The sequence below is a fragment of the Nocardia sp. NPDC023852 genome (assembly GCF_040639505.1).
GTDB lineage: Bacteria > Actinomycetota > Actinomycetes > Mycobacteriales > Mycobacteriaceae > Nocardia.
This window is the reverse complement of the sequence record NZ_JBFAAB010000004.1, coordinates 108,178-126,948: the sequence shown is the minus strand read 5'-3', so window position 1 is coordinate 126,948 and position 18,771 is coordinate 108,178. Positions and strand designations below refer to the sequence as shown.

Genomic DNA, 18,771 nt, shown 5'->3' with positions numbered 1-18,771 from the left:
AACCAGGCCACGACGCCGCAGCCCGGCTACGCGACGTGGTGACCCAGCCAGGCGAGGATGCGGCAGCCCGGCCCCACGAAGAAACAACCCCACCCCGCGAAGAACCCAGACCCCGCCCCCGCGAAGAAACAACCCCACCCCGCGAAGAACCGCGACCCCGCGAGGAAACCCCCGAGCGGGCGCACGACGGCGACCCCGTACCTCCGGCAGAGGCACCGCACGCCGCCGCCAGGTCTCTGACGGAAGCGGAAATCCTCGCGCGCGCCGAAGCGGACTTCCCAGGGGTACTCGACAGGCCACAGACGATCGAGGAGCTCAGGGAGGCGCTCCGGCCGGGAACGTCGTTCGACGATATCGTCGCGTTGCGTGAGATGTCCTATCGAGAGAATGGCGTCAATCCGCCGGATCTGTCTCGCGAAAGTCTCGACGGGTTTCTCCGTCACATTTGGGACGACCAGGAGTCCATCAGAGATCAACGGGATGTCTACCACCAGTACCATGCGTCGACCGAGCCGAATATGGTCACCAACCCACGTTCCTATGTCCGGGAACTCGCGGGCGTTCTCGACCATCGACCACACAAGTTTCAGAACGCCTTCATTCAAGGGGGTGATCCGCCTGTCCTCAATCACCGCAGCGCCCGGAATATAAACCCCGACGACATTGGTTTCGTCCATTACGGACGAGCCAGCGCCGTTCCGGATGTCAACTACCGCGTTTACGTTAATCCTCGTGGAGATGGGGCACCTACTCTGATGCGTGGCATCGTCCGCGACATCGTCGATGATCCCAGCTGTTTCCCCAGTATCCACAGTGCGAAGATTGCCGGTCCGCGGTCGATGAGATCGGACGGCATCGTGATCTACATGAAGGACATGGCGGATGTCCGCCGGGTGGTCGAATGGCTGGGTGAATATCGACAGCAGCACCCCGATGCATTCATGTGGGACGTACCCGCCATGACCCATCAGGTCATGGAAGGAGTTTCCATCGGCGCCGAACCCCTCCAATACGGAACGAGTTTCGGCTCGATCCGATCGGAAGCCCTGAGCGAGGCGTTGCGATCCACGCGGAACAACAATGGCAGTTTCGCGGATTTCCACGCCAACGCCCTCGCCCGCCTGCGCGAGACCGGAGTAGATCCGCAGCTGCCGTATCTGAATCACAGTACGCGGCCCGGTGAACCCGCGCCGGAACCGTTTTCCAGCCCTCGGCCTGCGCCCGCGGAGCGGGAGCCCGCTGCTACACCTTGGTCACGTCCCGAGCCCCGCGAACAACCCGACGGCCACGAAGAAGCCGCCAGTCCGAGCGGCCGACCGCCTCGCGGAGATGAGACACCACCCCGCCCCCGCGAAGAAGAGGAGGCGCATCCGCGTGAAGAGGAGGAAGGTACGCCACGTACTGATAATGGTGGTCGAACACCACCAACCCCTCCGGACGGATAGGTGCATTATTTCTACGGCAAGGAGGAGCCTATCGCGATATATGAGAATCATTTTGACCGAAAGCTAACACCGCAGGAACGAGATTCATAAACATGGGATGCATTGGTCTCGCCAAGGTGAATTTCGGATTAGAAAACATGCCACCCATGAACCTCGCGTTCGACGACCCTGTAGCCCACCGACTATCGTCGAGGCAGAGCGGACCTTTGCCGCAGGTAAGGCCGCCAACGAATTGGTTAATATGCTCCGAAAGGAATTGCGGTAGTTCGGATCGATTGCTGACGCAGACCCGAGATACCCCGAGCGACAGACAGACCCCCTGTCGCAAAGGAGGCGCTTCAAAGGTCAAGAATGCCGAGAAGGCGCTGGCAAGAGCACGCAAAGAGGCGCGGGAAATTATGCCCCAGATATTCGATGCATACCGAAATGAAATAGAAAATGCCAGAATTGCCGCCGGTATACAAGGTGGGCGACGCCCTCTCGCGAGAGGGGAGAGGTACGCGGCCGAACTCAACGCTATATTGAGGGAGTGCTTTGAATCTATCCGGATATGTCGACGAGGTCAACCTTTTCGGGATAGCCGACAATGCGATGGCCGGCGCCATTCTACACTGCGGCGGGGGCCGATGCCTACATCGCTGGGCTCACAGAATGGAGTGAGAACGATCGATACGCTGCGTTCGAGGTCAGCGGCAGGCTGGTCGAAGAGGGTGACGATGCCGACCTCGTTGTTGATGACGGCATCGTACGGCACGGGGTCGGCATGCATTTACGTGGTGAAGAACGCCACTTGGGAACACATCTCGTGATCCCGACAGATCACGCCCCGAGACACGAAAAGGTGTGGTGACACATGTCGAGCGAGCAGGCCGACAATGACTATCAACAGAAGATCGCCGCAGCACGGGATATCGTGACCAGGTTTCTGCGCGAAGAGTTCAACCCTGCCGAACATCCGGAGATATTCGAGGAGGACATCCTGTACTTCGCGGTTGCTCGTCTCGACGTGCAAGATATCGGATGGCTGCTGGACCAGGTCGCCCACCCGGAATGGCCGCGCGAGCTGCGAGCATCGATCGTGCCTATGATGCTGAACCACTACGCCGAGGGCCAAGCAATGCTCGAGGAAGAGGATTGATGCTGGACCGGTGGCTGGAGGCTAAGCTTTCCTACGTCTGCCCGAAGAGAAGGCCACCCGGTACGGGCGCAGCTTCGTGCGGGTGAGTCGGCTGTTCTCGTTGTCGCAGTTGCGCTCGGAGCGCGGGCAGGTGGACGGTCGGAAACGCTGTCGGTGCGCACCTGCAATGCCCCTGCGGCGTGGTCCACGACCGGGAACTCAACGCCGCGAAGAACATTCGCGCGGCCGGACGGGCAGAGAGACGAATGTGGAGCGCAGGTAAGACCGGAATCCGTTCCGGCGCAGCGCGGCGAAGCAGGAACCTTCCCAGAGCACCGCACAGCGCTGGAAGGAATCGCCACCCTCAGGGCAGCGAGGACGTCAAGCAATCCTCAACTTCCCCCGCAGCCGCCTACGACACCTCCGGCACCGACCTCTTCGAGCGCGAAGTAGTACGGCTTCGTCAGTCCCGATTCACATTGCCCACCCATTCGATCGACGCCGGCCCGCTTCTGAATATCGATCAACCGGTTCCCGTTGACGAATCAGTCAGGAAAACCGCCACGCGGCGCTCGCCATAGGGCCGAGTGCGGATAAATATCCCTCCCTTGGCGGAGAACATCGGCAGTGCGCGACGCGGCTACTCGTGGGGCGGACGCAGATTGGATCGCCGTACCTTGTTTCGCGGGGTCTAGACTTGCGGGGTGCGGCGAGCAACTGCCCAATTCGTCGGTCGGGTGAGCGAGCTGGGGCAGGTCTCGGTCCTCATCGAGCGCGCCGCGGCGGGCCGAGGCGCAATGGTGTGGGTCGATGGCGAGCCCGGTATCGGCAAGACAACCCTGCTGGACCACACCGGGCAGCTGGCCGAATCGCGGGGTTTGCAGGTGTTCCGGGGTGCCGCCAGAGAGCTGGAACAGCACATTCCTTTCGCCGCGGTGCGTTCTTGCCTACCGACTGATCGGGGAACGCAACACCCGCTGACGGAGCGCGTCCGCACTCTGCTGCGGGGCGAGGGCGTGCGTGACGACGGGGCGATCAGCCACGAGTTCGTGGTTGTCGAGGCCATACTGGCGCTGGTCGAAGGGCTGTGTGCCGACGGGCCGGTGGCGGTGATCCTGGACGATCTCCAGTGGGCCGATCCGCCGAGCCTTCTTGTAGTGCGGAGTATCGCGGAGATCGTCTCGGAGCTTCCCTTGTTGATGGTGCTCGCGGCACGCCCGTTGCCCCGGGGGACGAGCATGTCCCGATTGCTGAGCGATCTCGATGACCGGGGCGCGGAGCGGATGCACCTTCGCCCCTTTGCCGGCAACGAGGTGGATGCCCTGGTGCGAAACCAGCTCGGTGCCAAGCCCGGACCTGAGCTGACGGCGGTGATGACGGGCGCGGGTGGCAACCCGCTGTACGTGACCGAACTCGTGGCCGGTCTGGTCCGAGCGGCCAGAATCACCATTGTCGACGGCATCGCGACCTCCGTCGATGGCGGCGCCTCCGACGAATCTCGGCAGACTCGGCTTCCGGCGTCGCTGTCCGAGGCGATCGTGCAACGGCTGGACTTCCTGTCCGAAGCTGCCAGACGCGTGCTTGCGGTGGCGGCAGCGCTCGGCCCGCAGGTGGAGGCGGTGGAACTCGCCGAAGTATTGGGCGGCCCAGTCATCGATATCTGGAACGCCATCAGCGAAGCTATGGACGCGGGGATCCTGATTCGCTCGAATGGAGAACTAGCTTTTCGGCACGACCTGATTTGGCAGGTGTTGGCGGACCAGGTGCCGGAATCCACCCGCCGCAGCCTGCAGTTGCGGACCGCGCAGGTGTTGATCTCGATGGACGCCCCGGTAGAACGTATCGCCAACTGTCTGACCGCCGGTTCGGGCCCACTGGACAACCGCAGTCTGGAGTGGTTGATCGGGGCGGCCGGTCTGTTGATCATTCGCGCTCCAGAGCTGGCCGTCAGCCTGCTCGAACGTGCGGCGACCACCTCGAACGTCGATTCCGCCGACCGAGACATCGTGCGGATGCGGCACATCCAAGCGCTGCTGTGGAGCGGCCGGGCAGAGGAGGCGGAAACCGCTGCGCGAAACGCTCTGGCGGCCCTACCCTCCGCGGACCGCGAGAGCGAGGACGGATTGCGGTGGTTGCTGGCTCAGGCATGCTTCGGCCGGGGCAATCTCAGGGAGGCGGTCGCCGTTACCGAGGCCACTCTGGCCCAACCAGGTCTTTCTCAGCAGGAGCAGGGTCGCCACCACGGCTTTCGTGCCCTCACTTCCTTCTTTCTCGAGGACTTCGCCGCAGCCGAGGAGGCGGCGACGCGCGCGGTGTCGGTTGGTGACGCCTGCGATGACAAGGTGGCAAGTGGATTCGGCTATCTCACCCTCGGCGCGCTTCGCTACACCGAGGGGTATCTGGACCGCGCGTGGGAACTGGCCAACCGGGTCGTGGTCGCCTACGAGACGGGGATTCGGGGTCAGGACCACTCGGACCAGTTCGATCCTTACGTATTGCTCGTCCACTGTCTGATCGAACTCGATCGATCCGTCGAGGCGGATGAGGCACTGAATGTCGCGATACCGCACGGCGGTGTGTATCTCGCCTCGAATCTGCTCGCCCGTGCTCGACTGAACTATCTCGAGGGGCGCTGGGAGGATGGGTTGGCCGAGATTCACGCGTGCCTGGAGGCGCCCGACATCTTCGGCTACGCCAATGTCGCGCATAGTCAAGCCGCGCTGATCGCGGTGCACCGAGGAACGTTCGTCAGCGATCCCGACACGATTCCGGACGTGGACGATCGGTTGGGTAGCCGAGGCTATCTACAGTTCCGACCATTGGTTCAGGCGCTGGCCCACGAGTCGCAAGGGCGACCGGGCCAAGCGTTGGAAATCTTGTGGGGCATGTATGGCCGAGTCGCGGCGGGGTTGACCGCCTCCACGTTGTACATCGTCTACCCGGATGTGGCGCGACTGGCGGCGGCATGCGGCGCGAACGAGATCGCGGCGGCGGTTACCGCGGCTGCCGAGCTGCTCGTGACGCGCCAGGCGACGCCCAGTAGGCGGGGCACCGCACTGCTGTGCCGAGGCTTGTCCGACCGCCGTCCGGAACTGCTCGCGGAGGCCGCGGAGTGCTTCCGGATCGCGGGCCGGCCGTTGTACGAAGGCCAGGCGCAGGAGAACCTCGCTGTGGTCCTCGCCACCTCCGACCGAACGGCCGAGGCTCGATCGGCCTTGGACTCCGCCATTGATCTGTACGGGGACCTCGACGCCGAGTGGGATATTGCTCGAGCTGAGGCACGGCTACGTCAGCACGGGATCCGACGCGGCAGGCGTGGTCCGCGCGGGCGGCCGAAAACTGGGTGGACGGCGCTGACTCCCACCGAGCAGAAGGTCGCCCACTCGGTGGCTCAGGGGCTGTCGAACTCGGATATCGCCGACCGAATGTTCCTGTCCCGGCGTACGGTGCAGTCACATGTGTCGAGCATCCTGGCCAAACTCGGTTTGAGTTCTCGCGTACAGGTGGCAATAGAGGTCGCGGGCAAAGTCTGAGGACCGCACTTCGGGCAAGACCGTGAAACCACACCTGACCTGTGGATTCCCTCGATCGTGAGTCCTCACGCCGGGTCCGGCGGGTGCCTCCGGCCCCGGTCTGCGTGATGGGCACCGCGCTCGCTGTCCGAGCCCAGCAGCGTGGCTTCGTACACAAGTTCTGTGACGGGGCGGCAAAGAAATTCTTGATGCTACGTCTCATGGCGGATGTTTCTCGGCACCAACAGGCGCAGGTTGGTAGCTGCACAACCACTCGTGTACGAGCCGCGGAGCGGGGGAGAACGTCATGACGGATGGCGAAGGCGACAGGCCTTCCGCGACGCACGCCGCTCAGCATGCCCTCATCAGTGAGATAATCCCAATGAATCCGATTGATAAACAACGCCACATACGGGTCGAATTCCACGGATACCCACCGTTGGATTACAGAGCCGAACGGTCGGCCGCCGAATTATTCGTGGAGTCCGCGCGAAACCGTGGCATGAGAGTCTTTGTCGATGACGACGTCGAGCACACGATGCGCCCCCTGCCTTGCCGGCGACTCTGGACATCCTGACCCCTCACTTACCTGACCAAGATGCCTGTTTCCGGCCCTGGGCATTCGTGACCGTTTTCACCTGGCAGGAGTGAAGGAATGCTGTTCGGCATTTCGCAGACTCTGCAAGTACAGGGTGGTCGCCTCTCCACGTAACAGACGCAGCAGCAGATTCGTCGCTGTTCCGGGGTGGAATTCCCACTGCCCGCCGCGCGCCGGTTCCACCGCGATCTGCCACGTGGCGGGGTCGGTGTCGCTCCGGGCGACCCAATACAGGTAGAAACCCAAACCCGAGGCACCCCACAGGATGGGACGGATGCCGGGTTCGTCGAAAATCAAGGGTTTGGTCTGCTCTTCGGGGTCGTCGTCTTTTTCGTCTTCCCAGATGATCTCCAGGTCGCGAACCTGTCTTTGGTGGCGGCGTATTTGATCGTAGTTCGCGTTGATGGCGAACGGTTGCAGAAGGAGTGTGTCGTAGCCGATCTTGCCTGCACCGGTAGCCTCGATCAGATCCCGGAAGTCGCTGGGGATTCTCGCTCCAAGAGCCTGGCTGGCCGCCTTCCAGTCGATCGGCGCGCCACGGTATGGTTCGAATCCAAGAATGTCGCGGATATCGTCGAGGTCGCTCATTCGTCTCCTTCATATGGCGTGTTAGAGATCCTTAACGAGTGGTAAGTGCGAACCAGCGCGCGGGCAGCCTGGCCACAGCTCCCGCGGCGGTGCATCCCCATGATGATCCCACCGGATACTGAATCCCAGTCGAGGATTCCGAGCGCCCGCATTCAGGGCCCGGGAAATGCGAATAGGGCGGCCTCCCCGCATGTGGAAGGCCGCCTAGTCGATGGCACAACTACAGCATGCAGGACACGCAGCCCTCGACTTCGGTACCCTCCAAAGCCATTTGGCGCAGGCGAATGTAGTACAGGGTCTTGATGCCCTTGCGCCAGGCGTAGATCTGGGCGCGGTTCAGGTCGCGGGTGGTAGCGGTGTCTTTGAAGAACAGCGTCAGCGACAGGCCTTGGTCCACATGTTTGGTTGCCGCGGCGTAGGTGTCGATGATTTTCTCGTAGCCGATGTCGTAGGCGTCCTCGTAGTACTCGAGGTTGTCGTTGTCCATGTAGGGCGCCGGGTAGTAGACGCGGCCGATCTTGCCTTCCTTGCGGATCTCGATCTTCGACGCCACCGGGTGGATGGAGCTGGTGGAGTGGTTGATGTAGGAGATCGAGCCGGTCGGCGGCACCGCCTGCAGGTTCTGGTTGTAGATGCCGTGCGCCATGACCGAGGCCTTCAGCTCACGCCAGTCGTCCTGGGTCGGGATCCGCACGCCCGCGTCGGCGAAGAGCTGACGGACCCGTTCGGTCTTCGGCTCCCACACCTGTTCGGTGTACTTGTCGAAGTACTCACCGCTGGCGTATTTCGATTCGGGGAACCCGCCGAAGTAGGTGCCGCGCTCCTTCGCGATCAGGTTGGAGGCCCGGACCGCGTGGTAGACAACGGTGTAGAAGTAGATGTCGGTGAAGTCGATACCTTCTTCGGAGCCGTAGCGCACCCGCTCGCGGGCCAGGTAGCCGTGCAGGTTCATCTGCCCGAGTCCGATGGCGTGCGAGGAGTTGTTGCCCTGCTCGATCGACGGCACCGAGTAGATATGGGTCTGGTCCGATACCGCGGTCAGCGCCCGGATGGCCACCTCGATGGTCTGCGCGAAGTCGGGTGAGTCCATTGTCTTGGCGATGTTCAGCGAGCCGAGGTTGCACGAGATGTCCTTGCCCACCTTCGAGTAGGACAGGTCGTCGTTGAACTCCGACGGCGTGGACACCTGGAGGATTTCCGAGCACAGGTTCGAGTGCGTGATCTTGCCCGCGATCGGGTTGGACCGGTTCACGGTGTCCTCGAACATGATGTACGGGTAGCCGGATTCGAACTGCAGCTCGGCAATGGTCTGGAAGAACTCGCGCGCCTTGATCTTCGACTTGCGGATGCGCTTGTCGTCGACCATCTCGTAGTACTTCTCGGTGACGTCGATGTCGGCGAATGGCTTGCCGTAGATCCGCTCCGCGTCGTAGGGCGAGAACAGGTACATGTCCTCGTTCTTCTTCGCCAGCTCGAAGGTGATGTCCGGTATCACCACGCCGAGCGAGAGAGTCTTGATGCGGATCTTCTCGTCCGCGTTCTCCCGCTTGGTGTCCAGGAACCGGTAGATGTCCGGGTGGTGTGCGTGCAAATACACCGCGCCGGCACCCTGCCGCGCGCCGAGTTGGTTGGCGTAGGAGAACGAGTCCTCCAACAGCTTCATGATCGGGATGACACCCGAGCTCTGGTTCTCGATCTTCTTGATCGGCGCGCCGTGTTCGCGAATGTTGCTCAGCAGCAATGCCACACCGCCGCCGCGCTTGGACAGCTGCAGCGCCGAGTTGATCGAGCGCCCGATGGACTCCATGTTGTCCTCGATGCGAAGGAGGAAACATGAGACCGGCTCGCCGCGCTGCTTCTTGCCCGAGTTGAGGAAGGTCGGGGTGGCTGGCTGGAAACGGCCGTCGATGATCTCGTCGACCAACTTGCTCGCCAGCGTCTCGTCACCGGCGGCGAGGGTGAGCCCGACCATGCACACCCGGTCCTCGAACCGCTCCAGGTAGCGCTTACCGTCGAAGGTCTTCAACGTGTACGAGGTGTAGTACTTGAACGCGCCCAGGAAGGTCGGGAACCGGAACTTCTTGGCGTACGCCTGCTTGAACAGCTTCTTGATGAACCCGCGGCTGTACTGATCGAGAACTTCTGCCTCGTAGTAGTTCTCATCGATCAGGTAGTCCAGCTTCTCGTCCAGATTGTGGAAGAAGACGGTGTTCTGATTGACGTGCTGCAAAAAGTACTGGTGAGCGGCTTCGCGGTCCTTGTCGAACTGGATCTCGCCGTTCGGGCCGTACAGGTTCAGCATCGCGTTGAGGGCGTGGTAGTCCAGTACCTCGCCCGCTTCGCCGCCGCGGACCGGAGGCTGCTCTAAGCGAGCTGTTTTTCCGGCCGGCGCTGTCGTTGCTGTTGCCAAAACAATCCCAATCCCTCGCGGACGCGTTCGACGTCCTCAGCGGTTCCCATGAGTTCGAAGCGATACAGGTACGGCACCCCGCACTTGCGCGAGATCACCTCGCCCGCAAAGCAATAGGTATCGCCGAAGTTCGTGTTACCCGCTGCGACGACACCGCGCAGCAGCGCGCGGTTGTGCGGATCGTTGAGAAACTTGGCGACCTGCCGCGGCACGAAATCCTTGTCGGACCGGTGGCCCCCCAGTACGTGCCGACCGCCCCCGTAGGTGGGGACGATCAGCACGTACGGTTCGTCTACGCGCAGCGAATCGGCGGTGTGCAGTGGTATGCGAGTCGCCGGGAGACCCAGCTTCTCGACGAAACGATGTGTGTTCTCCGAGGCGCTGGAGAAGTAGACCAGTGCCGTCCCTTCGGACATGGTCGACTCCTCCTCTCAGGAGTACCGGACAGTGAACCGTCCGGCATTCGCCCGCGGACGAAACGGAAGCGGTCAGGCCGCCACGGTGGCGAGCGACTTGATGCGGTCGGGCCGGAAGCCGGACCAGTGCTCATCACCGGCCACCACGACCGGCGCCTGTAGGTATCCGAGGGCCATGACGTAATCGCGTGCCTCGTCGCTCATGGAGATGTCGACGACCTCGTAGTCCACACCGGCCTTGTCGAGGGCCTTGTAGGTGGCGTTGCACTGGACGCAAGCGGGCTTGGTGTACACGGTGACGGTCATTGATTGTCCCCTCTCTCCTTGTGATCCACAGCCTGTGATCCGTATGCCGATCGTTTCGAGCGACCCGCACGCAGTCGCTAGCCGATCGTTTCGAGCGACCTGCACGGTCGCTAGCGATGCACGTCCGACGTATGCTGCGCAAACTTCTGGATCCGGTCTCGAATCCCCTGATCAGCCATGTGTGGCCGACTCGTTCGGAGCGAGGTTTCGTGCCGTCTTCCAGTACCGAAGACACTACACCTAGTGGCCGACAGATTCATCCAACACGACATGTAGCGAGTCACACGGATGGAATTTCAACCGGAGAAGTACCAGGCCGCCCGATTCGCAACCCGACACAACAGTGGCACAGATCACAATTCGGCCACGTAGCTTACTTTCAGCAAACCGTACGGCAAACGGAGAGGGTCACCGCTACTCCGGCAGCGGTGACCCTCTCTCGAGACCGGACGTGGAGCTTACACGGACGCCAATTCGCCACGCGCCGCCCCGACCAGTTCACGCACGGTGGCCGCCAGCTCGGTCAGCGCCTGGGCATCCTCGCGCGGGTGTACGGCACCGAACCGCTCGCCGACGACGCCGAAGTGCAGGTGCGCGGACTCCACCACGCGCGCGCCGGCGACGCCGAGCGCCTTGACCGCGTCACCGTGCGCCCACTGGGCGGCGTTCGGGCTGATCGACGCGCTGACGACAGCGGAAGACTTGCCCTTGATCGCGCCCGCGCCGTACGGGCGCGAGGCCCAGTCGATGGCGTTCTTCAGCACCGCCGACAGCGTGCCGTTGTATTCCGGAGTCACCACGAGCAGACCGTCGGCCGCGGCGACCGCGTCGCGCAGCGCCTGGGCGGCGGCGGGGACGGAACCGGGGACATCGATGTCTTCGTTGTAGAACGGGATATCGCCGAGACCTTCATAAATGGTGACCTCGCCGCCCTCTGGGGCGGTCTGCGCGGCGGCCTCGGCGAGCCGGCGATTGACCGAGGCGGCGCGGAGGCTGCCGACAAGTGCGAGGATGCGGGTCTGACTCATGAGGACTCCTGGTGTACTGAATGTGCTGCCCGAACGTTCATCACACATCAACCGGACCACGGTCCGATTACTTCCCGCGGAGTCTGCGTGAGCGCTGTGAACTACCCCACATCCGACACATCGGCGCCCGGCGAGCGCCGACTGCTCGGCATCGGCACTCCGCTGCCCGGCACGGTGGGGCCCACCGAGCGCGCGGACGCGGCGCGCAACCGGCAGCTCCTCCTGGACGCAGCACACGAGCTGGTCCGCGAGCATGGCGTCGACAGCCTCACCATGGACGCGCTGGCCAAGCGCGCCGGAGTCGGCAAGGGTACGGTGTTCCGCCGGTTCGGCAGCAGGTCGGGCCTGATGCACGCGCTGCTGGATCACTCGGAGCGGAAGAACCAGGAAGCGTTCATGTTCGGGCCGCCGCCGCTCGGCCCCGGCGCGCCACCGGTCGAACGGCTGGTGGCCTTCGGGCGGGAGCGGCTGCTACATCTAGAGGTGGAAGGCGAGCTACACCGCGCGGCCGAGATCGGCGAGGCCGGGGACCGCTATTCCGGCGCGCCCTACGGACTGCTGCGCGCCCACGTGGCCATGCTGCTGCGCCAGGCCGACGCGCAGGGAGAGATTCCGCTGATCGTCGACTCGTTGCTGGCGATACTCAGCGCGGCGCTCGTCATGCACCAGATGCACGTCCTGGGCTACACCCGCGAGCAGATCGGCGACAACTGGGAGGCCTTCGTTCGGCGCGTTGTCACCAGGTGAATCGCCAGTAGACTCGAGCGCCATGCGGAACCTGCGCGAACAGATCATCACCGAATTGGGCGTCCAGTCGAGCATCGAACCGAAGACCGAGGTGCGGCGCCGGGTCGATTTCCTCAAGGATTATCTGAACGCCACTCCCGCACGCGGCTTCGTCCTCGGCATCAGTGGAGGGCAGGACAGCGCCCTCACCGGACGGCTCTGCCAGCTCGCGGTCGAGGAGCTGCGCGCCGACAGCGTGGAGGCGACCTTCCTAGCCGTCCGGCTGCCCTACGGCGTGCAGGCCGACGAGGCCGACGCCCGGATCGCGCTGGAATTCATCCAGCCGGATCGGTCCGTCACGGTGAACGTCCGCCCCGGCGCGAACGCGGTGGCCGCCGAGGCGGCGGCGGCGCTTCAGGCGGACGAGCTGCGTGATTTCGTGCGGGGCAACATCAAAGCCCGCGAGCGCATGGTGATCCAGTACGCGCTGGCCGGCCAGGAGAACCTGCTGGTCGTCGGTACCGACCACGCGGCAGAGGCGGTCAGCGGCTTCTTCACCAAGTACGGCGACGGCGGCGTCGACCTGACGCCGCTCACCGGCCTGACCAAGCGTCAGGGCGCGGCGCTGCTGCAGGATCTGGGCGCACCCGCCAGCATCTGGTCCAAGGTCCCCACCGCTGATCTCGAGGACGACCGGCCTGCACTGCCCGACGAGGAAGCGCTCGGTCTGCGGTACAGCGAAATCGACGACTACCTCGAGGGCGAGGAAGTGCCGCAGGAAGTCGCGGCCAAAGTCGAAGCGATCTTCCTGCGCACCCGGCACAAGCGCGCAGTCCCGGTCACGCCGCTGGACACCTGGTGGCGTTCCTACAGCGCGTCTCCCAGCCGGTAAGGGACCTATCCGCCCGCGAAGGGCGGAAGCACGTCCACCTGGGGGCTCAGCGCGACACCGAGGTCGCGGGTGAGTTCGTCGCCGATCAGGTAGGCGCAGACCGACAGCATCTTGTCCAAGTCGGGGCCGTAGGAGGCGGACAGGGTGGCACGCAAGTCGGCGATCGTGGCGCCGGCCGGGAACTCGAGGGTCTCGCGGTCCTTGCCCACGGCGTCGGCGATGGCGGCGAAGTATCGGATCTCAACCACCGATGGCTCCCATCGTCCGTTCCGGGGGGACGAACCCTTCGGCGTCGATACCGTGGCCTGCCCATTTGTTCCACATCGCACCACGCCACAGGGTTGCGAGCTCGTCGTCGTCGGCGCCGGAACGCAGTGCCTGGCGCAGGTCGAACTCCTGATCGCTGAACAGGCAGGAGCGCAGCATGCCGTCCGCGGTGAGCCGGGTGCGGTCGCAGGTGTCGCAGAACTTGCGGGTGACCGTCGCGATGATGCCGACGGTCGCGGGACCGCCGTCGACCGACCACTTCTCCGCGGGCGCCGATGGATCGGCACGGCCCACCGCGGTGAGTTCGAAGCGGGCGCCGAGCACGTCGAGCAGCTCGGCGGCGGTGACCATGTTCGCCCGAGCCCACTCGTGATCGGCGTCCAGCGGCATCTCCTCGATGAACCGCAGTTCGCAACTCTCGTCCAGGCACCACCGCAGTAGATCCGACGCGCCCGAGAGGGTCTCGCGCATCAGCACGGCGTTCACCTTGACCGGGGTCAGACCGGCCTGCCGTGCGGCGCGGATACCCGCCAACGTGGAGTCGAGGCGGTCGCGCCTGGTCAGCCGCGCGAAGCCGACCCGGTCGACAGTGTCCAGCGACACGTTCACCCGGTGCAACCCTGCCGCGGCGAGCGCGTGGACGCGGTGCTCCAGGCCGACGCCGTTGGTCGTCATGGCCAGCGGGATGTGCGGCACCTGTTCGTGGCACCCGGCGATGATCTGCTCGAGGTCGCGCCGCATGAGCGGCTCACCGCCGGTGAACCGGACCTCCCGCACCCCCAGCTCGCGGACCGCCAGGCCGACCAGCCGCACGATCTCCTCGGCGGTGAGCAGCTCGTGTCGGGGAATCGCAGGCAGGCCCTCCTCCGGCATGCAGTAGGTACAGCGCAGCGAGCACTTCTCGGTGATGGAGACGCGCAGATCGCGGGCGACGCGTCCGAACCGATCCAGCAAGTAAGGGGTGTCGGGGCGGCCGTCGAGCGAGGGACGCCCCGAACGCACGGCGGGAATCCCGACCTCGACCAGAGTCACACCTCCATTATGACGGCCCGCCGGGAATCGTCTGCGGCGCAAGGTACCGAAATCGCTCACCGTAGCGGGGCCGCGAGTGTGCGCTTCGCACCGACTGGCACCTCCGGCTCACCGGGCCGCTGCCGGTCGCCAGAGGCGGAAAGTCCCTGGCATACGGCGTTAGGCTGACTTGCATGAACCCTCGGCCCGCCAGCGTCTCGACCCGGCCCGTCGACGACTACCGCGACAGTATCGAACAGCTGTTGCGGCCGCTGGCCGCGCGCGCGGTCGAGTCCGTCCCGGTGCCGGAGGCGTTGGGCAGGCAGCTGGCCGACGACGTCCGGTCGCCGATCGATCTTCCGGTGTTCCGCAACTCGGCGATGGACGGGTACGCGGTGCGCGCCGAGTCGGTAGTGCTCGCGCCGGTGACGCTACCGCTGGTAGGTGTGGTCGCGGCGGGTGCTCCCGGCCGGACGCCGCTGCCGCCCGGCTCGGCCGTGAAGGTGATGACCGGCGCCCCCCTCCCGCCGGGCGCGGACTGCGTGATTCCGGTGGAGGACACGCACGCCGACGGCGATACGGTGACCGTCGAACGCGGCCGCAACGCAGGCGAATATGTGCGCGAACCAGGCACCGACGTGCGGGCCGGAGACCTGCTGGCCACCGCGGGGACCGCGCTGGCCCCCCGGCACATCGCGGCGCTGGCCGCGGTCGGGCTCCCGATGGTGGCGGTGTTCGCCGCGGTACGCGCCGCCGTCATCACCACCGGCGACGAACTGGTCGCGGCGGGAACCATGCTGCGACCCGGGCAGATCTACAACTCCAACGGCACCGCCCTGGCCGCGGCGCTAGCGGCGAACGGCGTCACCGTCGTCTCGGTCTCGCACAGCACCGACGATCCTGCGCGCTTTCGCACGCTGCTGTCCGCGGCGACGAGCGCGGCCGATGTGGTGTTCACCTCCGGTGGTGTATCCCAGGGTGACTTCGAGGTGGTGAAGGAGGTGCTCGAGCCGCTCGGCGGGCAGTTCGGCTCGGTCGCGATGCAGCCGGGCGGACCGCAGGGGCTGACCGTCGTCGGCGGCGTGCCGGTGCTCAGCTTCCCGGGCAACCCGGTCAGCACGATGGTGTCGTTCGAGGTGTTCGCGCGCCCGATCCTGCGCCGCCTCGCAGGCCTGGCCGCAGTCGAGACCTACGAGCTACCGCTGCGCACCGCCGTGCCTCGCTCGCCGGTGGGCAAGCGGCAGTTCCTACGCGGCAAGCTGATCCGCGGACAGTCCGGGGAACCTCCCGGGCGGCTCCGACATCCGATCGCGGTCGAGGTGGTGTCCGGGCCCGGCTCGCACCTGGTGGCGAGCATGGCGTGGGCCGACGCGCTGATCGACGTACCTGCCGAGGTCTCCACGTTGCCTGCGGGCGCGACTGTGCGAGTGTGGTCACTATGAGCGAGCGCAGCGAGCGAACAATAGGCGCAGCCGAGCATCGCTCGGTCATGGCGGAGCCGAGCGCCGGCGAGGCGGAGACATGAGCGAGCTGTCGCATGTCGACCGGGAAGGACGCGCCCGCATGGTCGATGTGAGCGCGAAGACCGACACCACCCGGATCGCCGTCGCAGCGGGCGAACTGCGGACCACCGCCGAGGTGGTCGCGCTGGTGCGGGCCGACGACCTGCCGAAGGCGGACGTGCTGTCCACCGCGCGCATCGCGGGCATAGCGGGCGCGAAGAAGACCTCCGAACTGATTCCGCTGTGCCACCAGCTGGCGCTGTCCTCGGTGCGGGTCGAGTTCGGTTTCACCGAGACCGCGATAACGATCGAGGCCACCGCGAAGACCAAGGGCCCCACCGGTGTCGAGATGGAGGCGCTGACGGCCGTCGCGGTCGCCGGGCTCACCCTGCACGACATGGTGAAGGCGGTCGACCCGGCGGCAACGCTCGACGCGGTACGGTTGCTCACCAAAGAGGGCGGCAAGCACGGGCATTGGGAGCGTCCCGCCGCCGGAGCGCCGAGCGAGACCCCTGATCGGCTACTCGATGACGAAAAACCTTCGGCCGGTGAACTTTCCGACACGGACGAGCGGATCGACCGGGCACTCGACGAGGAATCCCGCTCGGCCGTGGTCCTCGTCGCCTCCACGGGTGTCGCGGCGGGCATACGTGTCGACACCACCGGCCCCGTCCTCGCGGAATGGCTTGCCGGCCTTGGCTTCTCGGTGCGCGGACCGCTGGTCTACGCGGATGCCGAGATCGCGGTCGGCTTGGCCGACGCGCTGCGCTTCGCGCCCGCGCTGGTAATCACCACGGGGGGAACCGGCGCCTCCCCGACCGACGCCACCCCGGAAGCCACCCTCGCGGTACTCGACCGTGAACTGCCCGGCGTGGCGGAGGCCATCCGGCAGCGCGGCACCGCCGAGTTCCCGCTCGCCGCCCTGAGCCGGGGCGTGGCCGGGCTCGCGGGCCGCTCGGTCATCGTGAACCTGCCCGGATCGCCCGGCGGCGTCAAGGACGGCATCGCGGTGCTGGAACCGCTGCTGATTCATTTACTCGCACAAGCGGCCGGAGGCGGCAATCATGACAACAGCTGAGGCGACCGTCCGGCTCGCCCGGATCAGCGACCGGGCGCTCGACCCCGCCGAGGTCGATGCGGCCGTGACCGGACCGCATTACGGCGCGGTCGTGCTGTTCACCGGCAAGGTCCGCGACCACGATGGCGGACAGGCGGTTTCGGCCTTGGAATACTCCGCGCACCCGCAGGCGGAGCGGTTCCTGCGCACAGTGTGCGCGGAACTGGCCGCCTCCCGCGGCCTGCCCGTCGCGGCGGTGCACCGCGTCGGCGAGCTCACCATCGGCGACCTCGCGATCGTCGTCGCGGTCGCGGCCGCACACCGCGCCGAGGCGTTCGCCGCGTGCGCGGAATTGGTGGATCGGATCAAACACGAAGTGCCGATCTGGAAGCGTCAACTGTTCGCCGACGGTTTGTCGGAATGGGTGAACGCCTGCTAGTGCGGCGTGTGGCGCCAGATGCCGAGCATTGTCTGCGGATCGAGCGGACAGGCGGCGGCATGCACGGTGTCGCGCAGGCGTGCCAGGGCGGCGTCGGCGTGCAGACCCGCCCCGATGAGCACCAGCTGCGTGCCGCGAGATTCACCCCGCGCCCAGCTGCCCGGCTCGAAGACGATGTGGCGGCCGACCATGTGCAAGACGAACTTTCTGCGTTCGTCCGCGACGCCGAACGCCGCGAAGCCCTTGACCCGGTACAGACCTGACGGCGGGTTCTCCAGGAAGCCGATCAACCTGCGCGGGTCCAGCTCTCGCGTACTGGTGAACGAGACGCTGGTGTACTCGTCATGCAGATGCCGGTGGTCGGCGTGGTCGTGATCCGCGTCGTTGTTGTGCTCGGCGAGGAGTTCGTCGAAACTCAATTGTTCGGCCACCCGCCGCATTTCGCGCAGCGGTTCGTCGAACAGCAGTCCCGGATCGATCCGGCCGTGCGTGGTCGCGTACACCGGCACCGGGCCGACGAGCTCCGCGATGTGGTTCCGAAGCCGGGCCAGCTGCTGGGCCGGTACCCGGTCGGCCTTGTTCACCACCACCAGATCGGCCAGCCGCAGATGCGTGACCAGCTCGGGATGACGTGCGCTACTGTGCGGAAACTGTTCGGCGTCCACCACTTCGACCAATCCGCCGTAGCGGATCCGCGGATTGTCGCTGCCGACCACCATCCGGATGAGGTTGCGCGGCTCGGCGAGGCCACTGGCCTCCACCACGATCACATCGATCTTGGCGCGTGGCTGCGCGAGCCGGCTGAACAGCTCGTCTAGTTCGGTGACGTCGACCGCGCAGCAAACACAGCCGTTTCCCAGCGAGACCATGGCGTCGACCTGCCCGGCCACCAGCATCGAGTCGATGTTGATTGCCCCGAAGTCGTTGACAACCACCCCGATCCGGGTTCCCCGGTTGTCGCGCAGCAAATGGTTGAGCATGGTCGTCTTCCCGGAGCCGAGAAACCCCGCGACGAGCACAACAGGAATCCGGTCAGCCATTCCGCTCAGCCTACTGTGCGGCGCGCTGCCACCCGCAAAGCCGGACGCCACCCTCGATGTGGCGAGGATGGCGTCGGTGGGGTTCGGTGTGCGGACTATTTCGAGGGGCCGTGCAGCATGCCCAACAGGGTGTCGGCCAGAGTGACCAGCTCCGGGGTGATGACGGTGGTGTCTATGCCGAGCGACCTCGCCAGCGACATCAGCAGCTCCACGACCTTGCCACCGGTGCTCCCTTCGGGGCCAGTCCACTGCGGAGTACCGGGCGTGCTTTGAGACTGGGGCCCACCAGGGACGACCTGAGACTGCGGCCCACCAGGAACAACCTGAGACTGCGGCCCACCAGGAACAACCTGAGACTGCGGCCCACCAGGAACAACCTGAGACTGCGGCCCACCAGGAACAACCTGAGACTGCGGC

Annotated in this window: 16 protein-coding genes; 8 read left to right on the top strand and 8 right to left on the bottom strand. The window is 65.2% G+C overall.

From position 1 onward, the window contains the following. The first annotated feature begins 371 nt into the window (after positions 1-371). The 3 genes from AB0H00_RS10075 (at position 372) to AB0H00_RS10065 (ending at position 6,095) form a co-directional block, all read left to right on the top strand. Positions 372-1,445 (top strand): T3SS effector HopA1 family protein, encoded by a 1,074-nt coding sequence (locus AB0H00_RS10075; protein ID WP_357263818.1) that lies wholly within the window; start codon positions 372-374, stop codon positions 1,443-1,445. Between the two features lie 853 nt (positions 1,446-2,298). Next, positions 2,299-2,583, top strand: coding sequence for a hypothetical protein (locus tag AB0H00_RS10070; protein WP_357263815.1), 285 nt, complete (start codon positions 2,299-2,301; stop codon positions 2,581-2,583). Between the two features lie 683 nt (positions 2,584-3,266). After that, the gene (locus AB0H00_RS10065; RefSeq protein WP_357263812.1) at positions 3,267-6,095 is read left to right on the top strand and encodes an AAA family ATPase; all 2,829 of its coding nucleotides are present in this window, start codon (positions 3,267-3,269) and stop codon (positions 6,093-6,095) included. A 613-nt stretch (positions 6,096-6,708) separates the two neighbouring features. On the opposite strand, the gene AB0H00_RS10060 is transcribed toward AB0H00_RS10065, so the two are convergent. The 5 genes from AB0H00_RS10060 to AB0H00_RS10040 all read right to left on the bottom strand — a co-directional run bounded on the left by AB0H00_RS10060 (position 6,709) and on the right by AB0H00_RS10040 (position 11,420). Then, positions 6,709-7,260 carry a hypothetical protein gene (locus AB0H00_RS10060; RefSeq protein WP_357263809.1) on the bottom strand — a complete coding sequence of 184 codons (552 nt, stop codon included), beginning with the start codon at positions 7,258-7,260 and terminating at the stop codon, positions 6,709-6,711. 220 nt (positions 7,261-7,480) lie between these two features. Then, complete coding sequence (gene nrdE / locus AB0H00_RS10055) at positions 7,481-9,562, bottom strand: class 1b ribonucleoside-diphosphate reductase subunit alpha (protein WP_357264368.1); 2,082 nt, start codon at positions 9,560-9,562, stop codon at positions 7,481-7,483. A 62-nt stretch (positions 9,563-9,624) separates the two neighbouring features. Continuing rightward, the gene (gene nrdI, locus AB0H00_RS10050) at positions 9,625-10,086 is read right to left on the bottom strand and encodes a class Ib ribonucleoside-diphosphate reductase assembly flavoprotein NrdI (protein ID WP_357263806.1); all 462 of its coding nucleotides are present in this window, start codon (positions 10,084-10,086) and stop codon (positions 9,625-9,627) included. Positions 10,087-10,158: 72 nt separating this feature from the next. Further along, positions 10,159-10,392, bottom strand: coding sequence for a glutaredoxin-like protein NrdH (gene nrdH, locus AB0H00_RS10045; RefSeq protein ID WP_357263803.1), 234 nt, complete (start codon positions 10,390-10,392; stop codon positions 10,159-10,161). A gap of 458 nt (positions 10,393-10,850) precedes the next feature. Continuing rightward, entirely contained in the window at positions 10,851-11,420 is a 570-nt protein-coding gene (locus AB0H00_RS10040) for an NAD(P)H-dependent oxidoreductase (protein ID WP_357263800.1), read from the bottom strand. A gap of 150 nt (positions 11,421-11,570) precedes the next feature. On the opposite strand from AB0H00_RS10040, the gene AB0H00_RS10035 reads away from it, so the two are divergent. Further along, positions 11,571-12,167 (top strand): helix-turn-helix domain-containing protein, encoded by a 597-nt coding sequence (locus AB0H00_RS10035; RefSeq protein WP_357264365.1) that lies wholly within the window; start codon positions 11,571-11,573, stop codon positions 12,165-12,167. Between the two features lie 22 nt (positions 12,168-12,189). Further along, positions 12,190-13,038, top strand: a complete 849-nt coding sequence (nadE, locus tag AB0H00_RS10030; protein WP_357263798.1) for an ammonia-dependent NAD(+) synthetase — start codon at positions 12,190-12,192, stop codon at positions 13,036-13,038. A 5-nt stretch (positions 13,039-13,043) separates the two neighbouring features. Here the strand turns inward: nadE and AB0H00_RS10025 are convergent, their stop codons facing one another. Together AB0H00_RS10025 and moaA are read right to left on the bottom strand one after the other, a co-directional pair. Further along, positions 13,044-13,286: a MoaD/ThiS family protein gene (locus AB0H00_RS10025; protein WP_357263795.1), complete on the bottom strand. Its 243-nt coding sequence runs from the start codon at positions 13,284-13,286 to the stop codon at positions 13,044-13,046. Further along, entirely contained in the window at positions 13,279-14,337 is a 1,059-nt protein-coding gene (gene moaA / locus AB0H00_RS10020) for a GTP 3',8-cyclase MoaA (RefSeq protein WP_357263792.1), read from the bottom strand. Before moaA ends, AB0H00_RS10025 begins: the two co-directional genes overlap by 8 nt. Positions 14,338-14,510: 173 nt before the next feature. Here moaA and glp point away from each other — a divergent pair, with 173 nt between their 5' ends. The 3 genes from glp to AB0H00_RS10005 all read left to right on the top strand — a co-directional run bounded on the left by glp (position 14,511) and on the right by AB0H00_RS10005 (position 17,314). Continuing rightward, positions 14,511-15,758 carry a gephyrin-like molybdotransferase Glp gene (gene glp / locus AB0H00_RS10015; protein ID WP_357263789.1) on the top strand — a complete coding sequence of 416 codons (1,248 nt, stop codon included), beginning with the start codon at positions 14,511-14,513 and terminating at the stop codon, positions 15,756-15,758. Between the two features lie 79 nt (positions 15,759-15,837). Then, on the top strand, positions 15,838-16,896 hold the full coding sequence (gene moaCB / locus AB0H00_RS10010) for a bifunctional molybdenum cofactor biosynthesis protein MoaC/MoaB (protein WP_357263786.1): 1,059 nt from the start codon (positions 15,838-15,840) through the stop codon (positions 16,894-16,896). After that, a complete protein-coding gene (locus AB0H00_RS10005) occupies positions 16,883-17,314 on the top strand; it encodes a molybdenum cofactor biosynthesis protein MoaE (RefSeq protein ID WP_357263783.1) in 432 nt (143 codons plus the stop codon). The genes moaCB and AB0H00_RS10005 overlap by 14 nt, the downstream gene beginning before the upstream one ends. Here AB0H00_RS10005 and AB0H00_RS10000 read toward each other — a convergent pair. Continuing rightward, positions 17,311-18,354 (bottom strand): CobW family GTP-binding protein, encoded by a 1,044-nt coding sequence (locus AB0H00_RS10000; RefSeq protein ID WP_357263780.1) that lies wholly within the window; start codon positions 18,352-18,354, stop codon positions 17,311-17,313. The genes AB0H00_RS10005 and AB0H00_RS10000 overlap by 4 nt on opposite strands. Positions 18,355-18,771: the final 417 nt, after the last annotated feature.